Source organism: Candidatus Zixiibacteriota bacterium (assembly GCA_034003725.1).
In the GTDB taxonomy this organism is placed as follows: Bacteria; Zixibacteria; MSB-5A5; order GN15; family FEB-12; genus WJMS01.
The window spans coordinates 72,006-88,011 of sequence record JAVEYB010000012.1 but is presented as its reverse complement, the minus strand read 5'-3'; the positions used below and the strand labels follow the sequence as shown (position 1 = coordinate 88,011).

Annotated in this window: 14 protein-coding genes; all 14 read left to right on the top strand. The window is 57.2% G+C overall.

The window, feature by feature from the left end; genetic code table 11:
- The first annotated feature begins 18 nt into the window (after positions 1–18).
- Positions 19–972: a hypothetical protein gene (locus tag RBT76_12905; protein MDX9858684.1), complete on the top strand. Its 954-nt coding sequence runs from the start codon at positions 19–21 to the stop codon at positions 970–972.
- 19 nt (positions 973–991) lie between these two features.
- Positions 992–1,789: a hypothetical protein gene (locus RBT76_12900; GenBank protein MDX9858683.1), complete on the top strand. Its 798-nt coding sequence runs from the start codon at positions 992–994 to the stop codon at positions 1,787–1,789.
- On the top strand, positions 1,789–2,757 hold the full coding sequence (locus RBT76_12895) for an NHL repeat-containing protein (GenBank protein MDX9858682.1): 969 nt from the start codon (positions 1,789–1,791) through the stop codon (positions 2,755–2,757). Before RBT76_12900 ends, RBT76_12895 begins: the two co-directional genes overlap by 1 nt.
- A 12-nt stretch (positions 2,758–2,769) precedes the next feature.
- Positions 2,770–6,021 (top strand): hypothetical protein, encoded by a 3,252-nt coding sequence (locus tag RBT76_12890; protein MDX9858681.1) that lies wholly within the window; start codon positions 2,770–2,772, stop codon positions 6,019–6,021.
- 8 nt (positions 6,022–6,029) lie between these two features.
- On the top strand, positions 6,030–7,502 hold the full coding sequence (locus RBT76_12885; protein ID MDX9858680.1) for a BamA/TamA family outer membrane protein: 1,473 nt from the start codon (positions 6,030–6,032) through the stop codon (positions 7,500–7,502).
- Positions 7,439–8,389 (top strand): geranylgeranylglycerol-phosphate geranylgeranyltransferase, encoded by a 951-nt coding sequence (locus RBT76_12880; protein ID MDX9858679.1) that lies wholly within the window; start codon positions 7,439–7,441, stop codon positions 8,387–8,389. Before RBT76_12885 ends, RBT76_12880 begins: the two co-directional genes overlap by 64 nt.
- 142 nt (positions 8,390–8,531) lie before the next feature.
- The gene (locus tag RBT76_12875; GenBank protein MDX9858678.1) at positions 8,532–9,395 is read left to right on the top strand and encodes a hypothetical protein; all 864 of its coding nucleotides are present in this window, start codon (positions 8,532–8,534) and stop codon (positions 9,393–9,395) included.
- Between the two features lie 22 nt (positions 9,396–9,417).
- Positions 9,418–10,407 carry a MoxR family ATPase gene (locus RBT76_12870; GenBank protein ID MDX9858677.1) on the top strand — a complete coding sequence of 330 codons (990 nt, stop codon included), beginning with the start codon at positions 9,418–9,420 and terminating at the stop codon, positions 10,405–10,407.
- A 9-nt stretch (positions 10,408–10,416) separates the two neighbouring features.
- Entirely contained in the window at positions 10,417–11,292 is an 876-nt protein-coding gene (locus RBT76_12865) for a DUF58 domain-containing protein (GenBank protein ID MDX9858676.1), read from the top strand.
- 44 nt (positions 11,293–11,336) lie between these two features.
- Complete coding sequence (locus RBT76_12860; GenBank protein ID MDX9858675.1) at positions 11,337–12,185, top strand: hypothetical protein; 849 nt, start codon at positions 11,337–11,339, stop codon at positions 12,183–12,185.
- Positions 12,186–12,193: 8 nt separating this feature from the next.
- The gene (locus RBT76_12855) at positions 12,194–13,219 is read left to right on the top strand and encodes a hypothetical protein (protein ID MDX9858674.1); all 1,026 of its coding nucleotides are present in this window, start codon (positions 12,194–12,196) and stop codon (positions 13,217–13,219) included.
- Complete coding sequence (locus RBT76_12850; GenBank protein MDX9858673.1) at positions 13,216–14,262, top strand: VWA domain-containing protein; 1,047 nt, start codon at positions 13,216–13,218, stop codon at positions 14,260–14,262. Before RBT76_12855 ends, RBT76_12850 begins: the two co-directional genes overlap by 4 nt.
- A 20-nt stretch (positions 14,263–14,282) precedes the next feature.
- Positions 14,283–15,305, top strand: coding sequence for a VWA domain-containing protein (locus RBT76_12845; protein MDX9858672.1), 1,023 nt, complete (start codon positions 14,283–14,285; stop codon positions 15,303–15,305).
- Positions 15,298–16,002, top strand: a complete 705-nt coding sequence (locus RBT76_12840; GenBank protein ID MDX9858671.1) for a tetratricopeptide repeat protein — start codon at positions 15,298–15,300, stop codon at positions 16,000–16,002. The genes RBT76_12845 and RBT76_12840 overlap by 8 nt, the downstream gene beginning before the upstream one ends.
- Positions 16,003–16,006 lie beyond the last annotated feature (4 nt).

The window sequence follows — 16,006 nt, the reverse complement described above, 5'->3', positions numbered from 1 at the left end:
AGAGGAGACGAGACGCGCATGAAAGTGATTCACCGAGTATCGATTGTCACGGCCGCCGCATTGGCGTTTTCCGGCAGCCTCTCGGCGACGCAAATGACGCCGTCCAGTCAGGGGGGCACTGATGTCGTTCTTCAGCCGTCTCGTCTGTCGCTAGAACTGACGGGTCTTCGATTTGATGATGGAGTCGCCGGCAGGATCGATCAGCCGGACGGTGGTGATTTTGGTGACGAGCGGGTTGCAGATAGTTTTCGCGACGGATCGGACTCGCCTCCCGGCACGAAGTCGCCGTTCAAAGCGTTCGCCCTCTCCATGATTGTTCCCGGTGCGGGCCAGCTGTATTATGGCAGCAAAACCAAGGCAGTGGCGTTCTTTGCTGCCGATGTTGCTCTCTGGGCGCTGCAATTCAAGTGGCACGCGGATGGTGTCGATATGGAGGACGAGTTCGAGGCTTATAACCGGAAGTATTGGAGCCGAGAGAGATACGAACAGCAGTATCTCCTGTGGGCGTACGGAGAAGCTGATGATGATTTGATCAGCGAGCAGGAGGTCTCGCATCATCTGCCCGATACGCGGACCCAGCAGTACTACGAAATGACGGGCAAATACAACCAGTTCGCATGGGGATGGGAGGATGCAGAATTCGACGGCAACACACTCGATGACTACAGCGCCGGAAACCCGCCGCCACGAATCATATCCGATGCTCTGACCCCGTATTCTCGACTGCGGCTGGATTATGAACAGATGCGAGCCGACGCAAACAGCAAATTGGAGGATGCCCGCAAGATGATCATGGTATCCATTCTGAATCGGCTCATCAGCGGATTCGAGGCCTACTTCAGCACCAAACGCCACAATGATGCGTTGCGGCAATACGGTTCCGGGGAGTCCCGGTTAGACGTACGGGCGGCGCTGGCGAGCTACAATTCACTTCGCGATACGCCTTTTCTCCATGTTGCATGGCGTTTTTAGACGGGAGACTACAAGTCGTATGAGAAGGATTGCCACGTTTGCAGCCGTCGCGATGCTGTTGCCGTCGTGGACGGGCGCTGTCGAATTGAAACCAACGCCGGTACAGGACGCCATGCAGATCAGCCTTTATGCTGGCGGCTGGTCCGACGAATTCGACAATCCAACCCGCACGGCGGTGCCCAAGTCCACTACAACCGATGCTGACGCTCAACCGCGGCGCAAGTCAACATTGAAGGCCGCCTTGCTGTCTGCGCTCATTCCCGGAGCGGGGGAGTACTATCTGGGCAACAAGAAGAAAGCACGCTACTTCTTCGCAGCCGAAGCGCTCACATGGGTCGGGTACTTCTCGTTCAAAATCTACGGTAACTGGAAGGAGGACGACTACGTCCGGTTTGCCGCCCAGAACGCGAACGCCCGACTAGATGGGAAAAATGACGAGTTCCGCGACCTGGTAGGCTTCTACACCAGCATTGATGAATACAATACGTTTGGCCGCGTTTTTGATCCCGAACGCGCCTACCTCAATGACACCCCCGATAACCACTGGCGCTGGCAGAGTGAGGAAGACCAGGAGACGTATCGGCACCTGAAAAACCGCGCCCGGGAAGCCGACCGCCGATCCGAGTTTATGATCGGGGTCGCGATTGTCGACCGCATCATCTCGGTGATTGACGCTATTCGCGATGGTCAGCGTTTGAACAAGCAGTTCTCGACCGAGTCGTTTGCCACCCGGGGTCGCTCGGATATGAAACTGCGGATAAATCCTTTTGCCTCGAAAACGCAGGTATCACTCACGTTTTACACCGATTTTGAGTGATGTTGAACGAACGCGGAAGACTGATCTTTGCTACAGCGCTGATTGCGGCGGGACTGGCGTGTGGAGGGAAGCAGGGTGGTGTTAGCGATGAATCGGCGGCTGTTCCGAAGCCGTCGGCAGTGATCCTCGATACCGTTATCGACGGTGATATTCTGGGAGAGCCGCTGAGCGCCCCGTATGGAGTCGCGGTAGACTTCCGAGGCTCAATATATATCACCGATGCCGGCAATCACCGGGTGATCAGTCTCTCGCACCAGCTTGCGCCGAGAGATGACATTGGCGGTTACGGCAGCGCACCGGGTTTGCTGAATCGTCCGGGTTTTATCTCAGTCGATAACGGATTGAACGTACTCGTCGCCGATAGGGGCAACACGCGTGTCTGCCGCTTCAACTCGCGCCTGCAGTTTGTGAATGAACTCACTCTTCTGACGTTTGACGATCCCGTTCTTTTTGGTCAGCCGTCGGGAGTCGCCCTGACCGATTACGGCGAGATCTGGGTCGCGGACCGCGACAAGGACCGAGTCGCGCTGTTTGACAATACGGATCGTTTCGATCGATTCATCGCCGAATTTGGATATTCTGGGGGGCAGGTGTCCAGTCCGGAGAAAATCGCGCCTGATGGACGCGGCGGCTTTCTCTTGTGCGACGCCGGGAACAGCCGGGTCAGTCGATATGACCGATTTGGTAATTTCGCCGGCGCCTTTGGGGAAAAGGTGTTCCGCTACCCCGTAGCTGCGACTGTTGACCGTGCCTTGCGCGTGTGGGTAGTCGATCGAGATCTTCCGGCGCTGCTGTGTTTTGATCCGGCAGGGAGACTCATCTTCGAATTGCAGTCTCGAATCCTCGGGGCGGATCATTCGTTCGCGGACATCACCGACATAGCTGCGATGAGCGATGGCCGTCTCATACTGTGCGACTCCCCGCACAACCGCCTTCTGATCGGACGAGTTCTCAACGACGGTGAGTGAGCGGAGGCGGCGGTGCATGCACGAATCGCTGCATTTCTGGTCGCCATCGTTCTCTCGACGCCACCAACGTTATCAGCGTCAGTCGAGCTCGTTCGCCGAGTATTCGTCGCCCCAGACATTCCGCTGGCCGTAAGTACCGACAACGCAATCATCATCGGCGACTCCGACTCGCTGTACCTGAACGACAGCCTCCTAATTCGTGACCGCGATTACCTCTATGACCCCGGCACCGGTGCCTTTCTTCTCCTACTGACGGAGCGGCATTTCTCCACGGACGACACGCTCAAGGTGGTTTACCGTCGGCTGCCCGATTGGGCGAGTCGCTGGATTGGGCGCGAGATACCCGATATATCCTCCGCAGCGGAAAGCAGGCTCTCGTCGCCGATCACTGATCCATCTGCGGGGCGCCCGGCGCCGGGGGGGCGGGGCGTGCAGTTGAGCGGGGCCAAGAGCTTTCGCTTCTCAGCACGCTCGACGGGGACATCGGAGTTCAGCCAATCGCTTAATATGACTATCGAGGGGGAGTTGACGCCGGGTGTGGAAATCACCGGCGCTGTTACGGACCGAGGATATGATCCATCTTATGGCACTCTCAACAGCCGACTGGGCGAACTTGACAAAGTCAATGTACAACTCCGCTCAAAACGTCTGCATGCGCAACTGGGGGATATCACGATCGGCGGGATGCCAAATCGACTGATGGGAAAGCAGGTGTCGGGTGCTTCAGCGGCGGTGTCCTACCCCAACTGGCATATGGCAGCAGCAGCAGCACGCCCTCGCGGCAGGTTCGAGACTGCACGCCTCGGCGGTTCGGATGGTTTTCAGGGACCCTACCAGGTGACTGGGAACTCAGGACAAGCGATAGTCCCGGGCTCAGAGTCGGTGTGGCTCGACGGGGTTAAGCTGGAGCGCGGGGCCAGCAAAGACTACACGATGGACTACCCGACCGGGCGAATCACATTCACGGTGAGCCGTCCGATGGATTCACGAAGCAGGATCGAAATCGACTATGAACCTCTGCTCACATCTTTCGAGCAGGAGCTTTTCGCGGGAAGAGCCGGCGCGCTCACCGCCGACTCAAGCCTGTTCTTCTCGGCTGGTGCGATCAGAGAGGGCGACGATCCCCAACGCCCGGAGGCGGGTGAATTTTCGGCAGCGGACTTGAGTCTGCTGGAGGTTGGCGGAGACGCGCGTGTGTTCCGCTCGGGAGTGATACCCGACACATCCGGCGATTACTCGCTGATCCCGGATAGCCTGCCGGATTCGGTGTTTCAATATGTGGGTGACGGAGCGGGAGATTTCTCGGTCTCATTCAGTTATGTCGGCCCCGGCAGCGGGTCCTATCAATTTGTCGGTTCGGATGTCTATCGCTTCGTGGGCGATAGCCTGGGAGACTATGAACCGGTAATCGAACTGACTGCGCCCGCGCGCAGCGATGAGTATCAGCTTATAGCGGGTGCCCGCAGCAACCGGCTGGGAACGATCACGGCGGAATACCGTAGAACGGAGTTCGACCGAAACCTGCTGTCCGCTCGTCAGGACGACGACAACGCCGCTGATTTCTACGACCTCCGGTACAAGCGACTTTGGCGGAATTCCGATGCGCCAAACCAGGTGTCGCTCCATCGACGAGTAAAGGAGGCGGGCTATACGACGCGAGAGCGACTCGATGATCCGGACTTCGGCCGTCGATGGTATTTACCGGCCGAATTTGCGAGTAAGGCTACGGAGGTACTTCACGAAGCCCGGGGAGAGGTTTGGCCGGTTGCGGGCTTCTCCGTCGGCGCCGGATACGGCGACCTGCGGTACAGAGATCGATTCGGTGCTTCCCGCACGACAGTTGCGGCTTCAGTAACCAATCGCCGCATTCGGGCTCGTGCGTCCTATGAGGGGGTATCGTCGCATCTGGACAGCGCGTCACAAGAGGGGCGCGGATCTATTGACAACGCGCAGATCGGCGGTGCCGTGGGTCTTTTGAACGGACTGGAACTGTCGGCGGAATACGAACGCGACCGCCGGCACAACACGTACTCCGCGCACAATACGGGCGCCCGATACGACCGCGTAACATTGGAAATCCGACAGGCCGCCGATTACCTGCGCTGGGAGCTCTACGATGAGGACTCCTTGAACGAATCGTGGAGTAAGGCTCTCGGTCGGAGTCGACTTGCCGCTGGTTCCATTCGTCGATTCGGACCCTTCTCATATGACGCGAACGCGACATATCAGTGGCTGTCACGGACGAAGGACGACCTGGAGAGCTTTCTCGGCCGATTGCATCTGCGCTACGATGACGTGCGCCGGCGGTTGACGTTCACATCGTCATATCTCGTGTCAGAGGAAACACGTAATGCGAGAGGGGTGTCATACTTGGAAGTTGAGCCCGGTCTCGGCGATTATGTTTTCGAAGACGGGCAGTATATTCCGGATCCGGACGGCAATTACTTAAGGGTCGAGGAACTACTGTCGACCACCGATGATGTACGTCGGGGAGAGAAGAGTTTCTTTTTCTCCCGTGAGTACGACCTCATAGCTCTCCGTCTGACGACCGACGTTCGTGAAGAGCTTCTGCCTGACGGTGATCGTTCTTTGTGGTGGGCCTTGCCGTTTTACAGCGATCCGAGTCAACCGTTTCTTTACTTCGAACGACGGTACACCGCCGATGTACGATTGTTGCCGCTGGGCGGCTATCATGTATTGGTTCTCGAGTATGCGGACCAGCTTGAGCGTCGGCGTATTCTCGACACCGATCCACAACGACGCGACCGCTTGGGATCGCTCAAGCTGCGCCAGCGAATCCACCAGACCTTTATAGAAGAGTCCGGCAGCGTCTTTGCTCACGAGCGCGATTCCTACTACGGTGGTCGGGGAGACATAACCGGGTTCGGTCTCGGAATCACGGCGCGACAGGTCTTGTCTGGCGGAGAGTTGTCTGCCGGCGGTGCGTATCGCCGCGCCGACGACGTCTCGCGTGTTCGATCGCAGATCTACTCGGCGCTTTTCGACTCCCGTCTGCGCGTGATCCAGCGCGGAGAACTTCGGTCGTCGCTTGAACTTTACCTGCAGGATCTCGAGGGCGACATTTCCGGTGTATCTTACCAGCTTACCGACAACCGCCCGGGCGTACGAGGCGCAATCTGGTCGGTTATTCTGAATTTTGGGGTACGTGATGGTATGCGGATCAACTTCAACGTAACCGGTCGACACGCGAACAATCGCACTGCCCGCATTTTCGGGCGTGGGGAGGTGGTGGCGGGCTTCTAGCCCTCGTCATGCGACTTTTCCAGGTAGTCATTGTTGTGCTGGTGTCGCTGGCGGTAACATCCGTTCTCGGTGGCGTTGCTCCTTCGTCGGGTGAACCGGCGCTGCAGGTAAACGCCATTCGGATTGGCGATACACTGGTCAAGCTCGCCCATCCCATTGCGTTTGACTCCGCATCTGTGGATGATGCGGTTGGCCGACTCATGGAGCGGTACCGGACGCAGGGACACTTCTTTGTCCGTGCCCGGATAACAGGACTCGGTCAGTCCGATGAGCCACCCTACTGGGTCCTTGACCTGAAGCTCACCCCCGGGCCGGTCGTTACCGTGAGGCGACTGATATTCGATGGGCTGAAACGAACTGATGGCGCGCGCCTGCGCCGTTTCTTCACGTTGAAAGACGGATCTCCTTTGACACCCGCTCTGCTGGCAGATGTTGAACGTGAAGCCCGCACAATTGATTACCTCGATCTCAACGGACCAGCCGGCATCCGGATTTTGCCCGGTTATACAGAGGCCGATCTCGAACTACCTTTTCGTGAGCATCGGCAAGTGAGTTTTTTTGGCGGCGGCGGGTACGGACCGGACGACAACACGGGGCTTCTGTGGAATGCCCGCCTCACCCTGGAGAATATCTTCGGCGGCGGCCGGCGGGCCGGGATTCGCTCTGCTCGGCCGGACCGGGGACGAACCGAATTGACCGTCGACTATCAACAGCCGCTGTTCTGGTTTGGTCGAGACCGTGGAGCTGTTTCTGTCGCAACTCGTGATTACCGTGAGAGCTTCTACGAATTCGCGGCAGAGGCAGCCTATACCACGGCACTCACCACAACTACAGACCTGACTCTCGGATTGGGTTTTAAACGCGTGGAGCCCTCCGGTATTGCCCCCGGCTATTCCGGCTATTCGGCCTCGGTTGGTTTGGAACGCTCCACTATCACCGATCCCCTGAATCCGTCCGGGGGTTTGCGGATTCACACGTCACTGACGTACCTGGCTCGTCGTTATTCTTCGGACAGTCTTCTGACAATACCGGGGCGGAACGCATTCAACGAAACGCGTACGGCCGTCGATATCGAGTCCTACACATCGCTGCCGGGCCCGGCAGTCATGCACATTTCGGCGCGCTACCGTGGCTTGGAAACGGGAGACCGCATTCCACCACTTGCAGAGTTGTTCTTTGTCGGTGGCCCGGGTTCGCTCCGCGGTTACCGTACGGACCAGTTCGCGGTTCAGCGAACCGCGTACGGCACCCTGGAACCCAGGCTGCGCTTCACCTCAGCCTATCTTTTCGTTTTTTACGAAGGGGCGTACCTCAATTCGACCGAGGCGGAGGGCACTCTCAGTGAGTCGTATAGAGCCGGTGTCGGCGGAGGGATTGCGGTTGTCGGGGAAGAACGGTCCGTGCGGGTGTCGTTCGGATGGGGCCAGGGTGCGGAGCTCGACGGGCCTCGGCTCGCGGTCGAATTCTCCACCGACATATAGTTGTTGACGAGCCTCCGTTCTTGCCGATATTCTCCGGCGTGCGAGTCATTCGAGACTATCTATCACTCATACGAGCGGTCAACTGCGCTGTTGCCTCAGCGGGGGTATGGGTAGGTGCCTATCTGGCCAGTCCGGGATTGCCCGTGGCGCCAGTGCTTCTGACGTCCGTCGCAGTGTTTCTGGTCTGTGCGGCAGGTAACATGCTCAACGATGTGGTCGATCTCGCTATTGATCGCATCAACCGCCCTCGTCGGACGCTGGTGCGCGGTGCCGTGTCCGTGCCGCGCGCGAAACTGCTGGTGGTGGCATTCAACACGCTGGCGATTGTTGTCTCTCTCCTCGTGTCCTGGCAGGTACTGATAGTGGTAACGCTGTCGGCGATAGCGCTGTTCGTCTATAACATCCGCCTGAAAGGAGTGCCTCTGGTCGGCAACTTTGTTGTTGCGATACTGGGCGGACTCACCTTTGTAGTCGGGGGAATGGCGGTTGATCCGCGCCTGTTGAGTGTGCTGCCTGGCCCGGCCGTACCGGCGATTTTCGCGGTCTTGTTTCACCTGGTGCGCGAAATCATCAAAGACGTCGAGGATGTTGAAGGGGATCGCCGGGCCGATGTAAAGACCATTCCTCAGTTCGTCGGTCCGGTGGCAGCGCTGACGATTGCTATTGGGCTGTTTGTCGTGCTTGTGCTGCTGACACTCGTGCCGATCTACTATGACTGGTTTAGTCGGGCATATGAGATTCTGACCGTTTATGTCATCGATCTTCCGCTGTTGGCGCTGCTCATCGTTGTCTGGGGAAATCCGACAAAGCGACTGCTGCGGGTGGGTTCGATGGCGCTCAAAACAGGGATGATTGTAGGTCTGTTCGCCATGGTGCTGGGGCGATAACAAAATTGAAACAAACGCCTGCAAGATGAGTATAATTGGGCAAGGCTCCGCCCTTGATGTTAACTCTTGACTGGACAGATAGTTAGCTGCCGGCAAGGCGGCCTGGTACGGGCCTTGTTTGACGAAACTCCGGTTATCGGGAATGCACATTCGACTGCTGTTAACGGTTGTAGCAATACTATTCGTCGGATCGATTGCGATCGGGGCTGGCAGTATCACTCTGACGCAGTCGATCGACCGCACCGAAGCGCCATTCGAGGAGCAGGCGGTGCTTGAGTTCGTGCTCACGTGGTCCAGCCCGCAGTCCGCATACCGCTTCGAGCGCCCGTTGCAGCCTGTCCTGGACAAGCTGCGGGTGGGCCGTTTCGCTACGTCAATATCGTCGACCGGCAGCGGCAGCGAGGAAGTTACCACGAAACGCTTCGAGTTTTCGCTTATCCCGACCGAATCAGGTATCGGGAGGGTGGAGCCCGTTACCATTGCCTTCCTGTCGTGGCCGGACTCCATCCCCGGCGAAGTCGTGACAGAGCCGGTGTCGATAACTATTGCAGCCCCTCGTCCGCCAGACGCTCAGCCCGACCGACTACCGGTTTGGTTGCTCGTGCTGGCAGGAGCCTGTGTTGCGGCCGGCGGCGGTGCAGTGTACGCCTATAGGCGGCGACGTGCTCGTGCGGAGATGCCCGAGAAGACGCCCGCGGAACGCCTTCTCGAACGGCTGTCCACTCTGCAGAAGGAAGCGGGTTCCGATCTGAAGCGCTTTCAGACGGGACTGTTTTCTATGTTGGTTGACTATCTCGAACAGCAATTCGATCTGCCGCTTGCGGGCAAGACCGCGGATGAAGTGGCTTCGGCAATTGCCCACACGGCACTTAGCGACGCCCAGCGCGACTCGATTGTCGGCTGGCTGCAGCGAGCCGAGCGGGAAAAGTACCAGCCTGTCAATCCCTCGCCGGGTGAGACCGTTCGCCTGGCTAACGACCTACGATCGTTTTTCGACAAGATGTAAGTGAATATAGAGCGGAGGCTGCATGCAAACTGACATTCAACAGATACAGGCCGTTGTCGAACGCGAGTCGGCGTTTGTCGATCGCCTCACCGGCCAGATCGGTTCCGTTATCGTCGGGCAGAAGTACCTCGTCGAACGCCTGCTGATCGGGATTCTGGCTGACGGCCACATTCTTATCGAAGGGGTGCCGGGCCTTGCCAAGACCCTTTCCGTGAAGACTCTCTCCGACGCGATTTCGGTCAAGTTCCAACGGCTGCAGTTTACTCCCGATTTACTTCCCGCCGACCTGATCGGTACGATGATCTATAATCCGCAGCGGTCAGAATTCCTTGTCAAGAAGGGGCCGATCTTCGCCAATATCATCCTCGCGGACGAGATCAACCGCGCCCCTGCGAAAGTGCAGTCAGCGCTGCTCGAAGCGATGCAGGAGCGACAGGTGACGATCGGTGAGACGACGTTCCCGCTCGATGAGCCGTTCCTTGTTCTTGCAACACAGAACCCGATCGAGCAGGAAGGAACCTATCCGCTTCCGGAAGCGCAGGTCGACCGCTTCATGCTGAAGCTGAAGATCGGTTACCCGTCGCCCGCCGACGAACGGGAAATCATGGATCGCAACACCGGCGCCGCGTCAATACGCGTGGAGAAGGTCATTCGCGCGGAAGATATAGTACGAGCGAGACAGGTCATCCGCTCTATCTACGTCGATGACAAGGTGAAGGAGTATATCGTCAACATCATCTTCGCGTCGCGCGAACCCGAGAAGTATGGTCTGCAGGCGCTGTCCGATCTTATCTCGTTCGGCGCGTCGCCGCGCGCCACGATAAACCTGAATCTGGCCGCCAAGGCGCACGCGTTTCTCAGGGGGCGCGGCTATATCACCCCTGAGGACATCAAGGCAATTGGCCCCGACGTACTGCGCCACCGAATTCTGCTGACGTATGAGGCCGAAGCCGAAGAGGTCACCTCCGACGATATCGTGCAGAAAATCTTCGATGCCGTAGAGGTGCCGTAAACCGTGTCGATGATCCCGAAAGAAGTCCTCAAGAAGGTTCGCAGGATCGAGATTCGGACCAAGCGTCTGGTCAACGATCTCTTTTCCGGTGAATACCATTCCACGTTCAAGGGGCAGGGAATGGAGTTTGAGGAAGTACGTGAGTATATGCCCGGCGACGACATCCGCCTGATCGACTGGAACGTGACCGCCCGGACGGGATTCCCGCACGTCAAGAAATTCCGCGAGGAACGCGAACTGTCGGTAGTGCTTCTGGTCGACGCGTCGTCGTCGGGTCGCTTCGGTACGCGGGAACGGTTCAAATCGGATACCGCCGCGGAGTTGTGTGCGCTTCTGGCTTTCTCGGCAATCAAAAACAACGACAAGGTCGGATTGATCATATTCACGGACACCATAGAGAAGTTCGTGCCGCCGCAGAAGGGCCGTGGTCATGTCCTGCGTTTGATCCGCGAGATTCTGGCTTTTGAACCGACCGGCATCGGAACGAATATCGCGGGCGCCCTGGAGTATCTCAGCCGCGTTATCAAGCGCAAGTCGGTTGTCTTTCTCGTTTCCGACTTTCTGTCCAGCGACTATCAGAAGCCCCTCAGGGTCGCCAACAACAAACACGATATCATCGCGATGAAAATCACGGACCCCCGTGAAAGCACGTTCGACGACGTGGGTTTGCTCGAACTCGAGGACGTCGAAACCGGTGAGGTCTTTCTCGTTGACACCGGATCGAATGAGTTCCGGCGGGAGTTCGAGGCGCGTGCGACCGAAGACCTCGCCAATCTCATGCGAGAGTTTCGGGTGATCGACATGGATTGTATTAACATTCGGACTGACCGGTCGTATATCGTTCCGTTGATCAACTTCTTCAAGATGAGAGAACGCCGCAAATGAGGGCTGGCATTCCTGGCATATGGTTGGCATTCGGCCTGGCTTTAATGCTGGCAACGTGCGCCGACCGCCAATCGGTCGATGTTGAAACCGCAACGAAAATTGCCGGTGAGCTTCGGAGTAACAAACTCTACAGCGCGGCTATTGATGAATACAGGAGTATTCTCGATAATCCCTCGCTCGACTCACACGAGCGGGGCAACCTCAATTATCTGATTGCCCGGATTTACTTCGAGGACATGCACGACTACCGGAATGCCGCAGCCTACTACGTCCGTGCCCGAGCTGTCGCTCCGGACGCACCTTACAGCGACGAGGCTTCGCGCAATCTCATCGTCTCTCTGGAGAAAATGGGACAGACAATCGATGCTCTTCGAGAGCTGAAGTCCGCAACCGCGGTGGATTCTGATGTACGCAAGACGGGCGATAGTGTTGTCGCCATAGTCGGCGATAAGACAATATACACCTCAGATATTGAGGAGCGCATTCAGTCGCTTCCGGGCGATATGCAATCAAAGCTAGCGAATCGGGCGGACCGGGTGGAATACGCTCGCCGACTCGCCGGTGTGGAACTGTTGCACCGCGCCGCCCTGCGCGAAGGATATGACCAGGAACCCGAGATTCGCAGGCAGGTGGACGATTATGCGCGTTCACTGGTCGTGGACCGATTCCTCCGAGACAAGGTCATGAAAGATATGACGATCGATACAGTGGACGTGCGGACATACTACCTGGCGCATCAGGAAGATCGCTATAACGGAATGCCTTACGATTCGATCCGCGCCGCCGTGCTTCTGGACTATCAGCAGGAAAAAGCTGATGCGGCATACACCCGGTATCTGCAGAAGCTGGCCAGTGCGGAGCGGTTCGAGTTCTACGAAAAGAACGTGCAGTGAGCAGTACTATGAGATATGCGCTCGTTCGACTCTCGATATCCCTCGCAACGCTTCTGGCGTTGACAGACATCCGGGGAATGGCCCAGGAGCCGGATACGGTAACGTCGCTTCCCGGTGTGACGGTCGAGACCTCCGTCAGTCAGGCGGAAATCTATGTTGGCGATCGCATCACATATAGCGTATCGATCACGTACGACTCCACTATTGAGCTGGTTCCGCCGCCGCTAGGCGCCAATCTCGGCGCATTTGAGGTTAAGGACTATCAACCTGACATAGAAACCACACTCGATGACGGGAGAAAACGCTCCGAGACGGTTTTTACGATATCTACATTCACCACGGGCGACTACGTCGTACCTCCCTTGCCGGTTATATTCCTACTGCCGGACAGCACCTCCAGGCTCATCATGACCGAGGGAATTCCTGTCAAGGTGAAATCGCTGCTCGGCGATAACGCCGACACACTCGATATAAAACCGCTCAAATCGCAATATGAGTTTGAGTCCGAAATCCCGGTGTGGTATTACTGGGGCTGCGCTGCGCTGCTGCTGATTGTGTTGCCTCTGATCGTATGGCTGCTGTTGAGGAGACGCCGGGCCGCCATCGCACCGGTCGACACGCGGACACCGTGGGAAATCGCATTCGAGGAACTGGCGTTGCTGCAGCAGCAGAATCTTGTCGGCGCGGGAGCACACAAGCAGTACTATTTTGTGTTAACCGACATTGCCCGTGCGTTTCTGGGCCGGATGTACAGACTCGACGTGCTCGAAATGACGACATCGGAGTTTGATGCCGCCTTCTGCCAGATTGCACTTCCCGGGGAGTGGTTCGATCGCCTGATGTCTTTTTTCCAGCACGCCGACCTCGTTAAGTTTGCCCGCGCGACGCCGGAGCCGGGTCGGGGCGATCAGGATCTTAACCTCGTACACGATCTGGTTGCCGATATCCGCGACGAGCATCTGCGAAAAGTTGAGGCGGAAGCCCGCCTGACCAACGGCAAGAACCGGCGGGCGGAGAAAGAGAAGGCCGCATGAGTAATCTGGAGTTTGCCGGACTCGGATTCAGCGTGTTTGAACGAGCCAACATTGTCATTCCGGCAGCGGTCATCTTCATCGTTGGCGCACTTGTGATAGCTGCGATGCTGGTCTTTCGCCTGAAAATGCGACGGGCGGTTTCAGCCACTATAAAGTATTCGGATCTTCGTATCGTCAAGCGGGCGGCCAGGTCGGGACGGCAGCGCTTTCGATCGATCCTCCTGGTGTTTCGCGTGCTGGCTCTCGCCTTGCTGGTCGTGGCGGTGGCACGCCCACGATCGGGGACGGAGATTGTCGAAGAGAGTTCGGAAGGGATCGACATTATGATCGCCCTTGACGTGTCGTCGTCCATGCAGGCCGAGGATTTCAAACCTCACAACCGCCTCTATGTTGCCAAGGAGGAAATCAAGAAATTCATCGAACGTCGGCCGCACGACCGAATCGGACTGGTTGTGTTCGCGCGGAATTCCTTTACCCAGTGTCCGCTGACCGTCGATCACGGCGTCCTGCTCCAGTTTGTCGATATGGTCGACTTCGGCGTGCTTGATGACGGCACGGCAATCGGTATGGCAATCGCCAACGGGGTTAACCGGCTGCGCGAGTCCGATGCCAAGTCGAAAATCATGGTCGTGCTCACCGATGGCGTGAACAACTCCGGAGAAATCGATCCCCTGACGGCAGCGAACATCGCGTCGACTTTTGATATCAAGATTTATACGATCGGCGCAGGGCGGCCGGGCAATGCCATGGTGCCCTATGACGACCCGATTTTCGGCAAGCGGTACATTTACAGCCCGACCCGTATCGATGAAGATGTGCTGAAGGAAATAGCTGACCGCACAAAGGGACGCTACTTCCGAGCTCGCTCCGGTGAGGAACTGGAATCAATATATGTGGAGATCGACCAGCTGGAGAAGACCGAAATCAAAACGTCCTCGCATATGCAGTATCGGGAGCTGTTTCACTATTTCGCCTATGCGGGACTTGTTTTGCTGGTACTGGAGATGGTGCTGGCCAACAGCTACTTCAGGAAACTCCCGTAACGTGGAAGTCGGTTGATGGTATGAGATTCGCAGAGCCAACAAACTTCATGCTGTTGATAGGGGTGGCCCTGATGGCGGTCTTCGTTCTCTGGGCCGTCGCTCGGAAGAAGAGCCTGCTGCAGCGCTTCGGGGATATCCCGCTGGTGATGAAGAACGCACCGTATATCTCGTTCGCACGCCAGCGTACCAAGGCGTTCCTGCTGGTTCTGGCGCTGGTATTTATCACGGCGGCCCTGGCTCGGCTCCAGTTCGGGACTCACCTTGAACGCGTGAAGCGACAGGGGATCGACCTGATAATTGCAGTCGATGTCTCGACATCGATGCTCGCGCGCGACATGCAGCCAAACAGGCTCGAACGCGCCAAACAGCAGGTGAGAACGATTATCGACCGTCTCGAAGGAGACCGGGTTGGACTCATTGCTTTTGCGGGCGAAGCGTTCGTGCAGTGTCCCTTGACCGTCGATTATCCTGCCGCCCAGATGCTGCTGACGGCAATGAATGAAAAGTCGGTGTCGATTCAGGGGACCTCTATTGCTGAGGCCATCAAGACGGCTGCGAAGTCGTTCGACCAACAGGAGCGCAAGTATAAGGTTCTTCTACTCCTGACGGATGGCGAGACGCACGACAAGACGGCGCTGGAGGCGGCGGAGTCTGCCCGCGAACTGGGCATTCGAATATACACTGTGGGAATAGGCAGTCCATCGGGAGAACCGATTCCAATCATGGATCGCAGTGGGAAACAGGTTGGATTCAAGAAGGACGAAGACGGCGAGGTCGTCGTTTCCCGTCTGGACGAGCAGACCCTGCAGAAAGTGGCACTGGCAACAGGGGGGAAATATTATCTGGCGACACCCGGTGAAATGGAGTTAGATAAGATCCTTGACGAAATCAGCCGGCTTGAGAAAAAGGAACTGGAAGGTTCGCTCGTCACACGGTATGAGGACCGCTTTCAATGGCCGCTGCTGTTTGCATTATTGCTGGTAGTCGTCGAGTTTTTCGTTCCGGAGCGTAAGAGGCCCAACGGGAGAGCACACCATGCATAGAACGACAATCTGGATTCTCTGCGCCGCCGCCGTGGCGGCTTCATCGCCTGCATTCGCCAGGAAGCCGGTGGAACCGGTTCGCAAGGGGAACGAAGCCTTTGTCAATAAGGACTACCGGACGGCGCTTGAGCAGTATTCGATTGCCGAGACCGAATTGCCGGAGTCGCCGGAACTCGACTACAATATCGGCAATGTCCAGTATCAGCAGGGTGATTATCAGGCCGCGCTCGAACGATACGATAAAGCGATCAAGACTGATGACGTGTTGCAACAGGCCCGTGCGCATTATAACTCAGGTAACGCGCACTTCAAGGCGCAGGACTACCCCAAGGCTATCGAGTCGTACAAGAAGGCTCTCGAGGTAGCCCCCGACGACATGGACGCCAAGTTCAACCTTGAATTGGCCCGACGCCTGCTGAAGGAGCAGACACAACCCGAACAGCAGCAGCAAAACGAGCAACAACAGCAGCAACAGCAACAGGAAAAGCAACAACAGCAGCAACCGCAACCGCAGCAGGATCAGCAGGACAAGCAACAGGACGAACAGCAGCAGCAGCCGGAACAGGCGCAGGACAAGCCGATGAGCAAAGAAGATGCGGAGCGGATTCTCAACGCGCTCGAAGATGATGAGCAGGATGTCCAAAAGAAGGTACGGCGAAACGTGAAAGCGAGTTCGTACCTGGGCAAGGACTGGTGAGATG

What these genes read in the sequence shown, in the direction of transcription:
- RBT76_12905 (MDX9858684.1), top strand. Translation starts at nt 19, where the DNA reads ATGAAAGTGATTCACCGAGTATCGATTGTCACGGCCGCCGCATTGGCG.
- RBT76_12900 (MDX9858683.1), top strand. Translation starts at nt 992, where the DNA reads ATGAGAAGGATTGCCACGTTTGCAGCCGTCGCGATGCTGTTGCCGTCG.
- RBT76_12895 (MDX9858682.1), top strand. Translation starts at nt 1,789, where the DNA reads ATGTTGAACGAACGCGGAAGACTGATCTTTGCTACAGCGCTGATTGCG.
- RBT76_12885 (MDX9858680.1), top strand. Translation starts at nt 6,030, where the DNA reads ATGCGACTTTTCCAGGTAGTCATTGTTGTGCTGGTGTCGCTGGCGGTA.
- RBT76_12880 (MDX9858679.1), top strand. Translation starts at nt 7,439, where the DNA reads ATGGGGCCAGGGTGCGGAGCTCGACGGGCCTCGGCTCGCGGTCGAATT.
- RBT76_12875 (MDX9858678.1), top strand. Translation starts at nt 8,532, where the DNA reads ATGCACATTCGACTGCTGTTAACGGTTGTAGCAATACTATTCGTCGGA.
- RBT76_12870 (MDX9858677.1), top strand. Translation starts at nt 9,418, where the DNA reads ATGCAAACTGACATTCAACAGATACAGGCCGTTGTCGAACGCGAGTCG.
- RBT76_12865 (MDX9858676.1), top strand. Translation starts at nt 10,417, where the DNA reads ATGATCCCGAAAGAAGTCCTCAAGAAGGTTCGCAGGATCGAGATTCGG.
- RBT76_12860 (MDX9858675.1), top strand. Translation starts at nt 11,337, where the DNA reads ATGCTGGCAACGTGCGCCGACCGCCAATCGGTCGATGTTGAAACCGCA.
- RBT76_12855 (MDX9858674.1), top strand. Translation starts at nt 12,194, where the DNA reads ATGAGATATGCGCTCGTTCGACTCTCGATATCCCTCGCAACGCTTCTG.
- RBT76_12850 (MDX9858673.1), top strand. Translation starts at nt 13,216, where the DNA reads ATGAGTAATCTGGAGTTTGCCGGACTCGGATTCAGCGTGTTTGAACGA.
- RBT76_12845 (MDX9858672.1), top strand. Translation starts at nt 14,283, where the DNA reads ATGAGATTCGCAGAGCCAACAAACTTCATGCTGTTGATAGGGGTGGCC.
- RBT76_12840 (MDX9858671.1), top strand. Translation starts at nt 15,298, where the DNA reads ATGCATAGAACGACAATCTGGATTCTCTGCGCCGCCGCCGTGGCGGCT.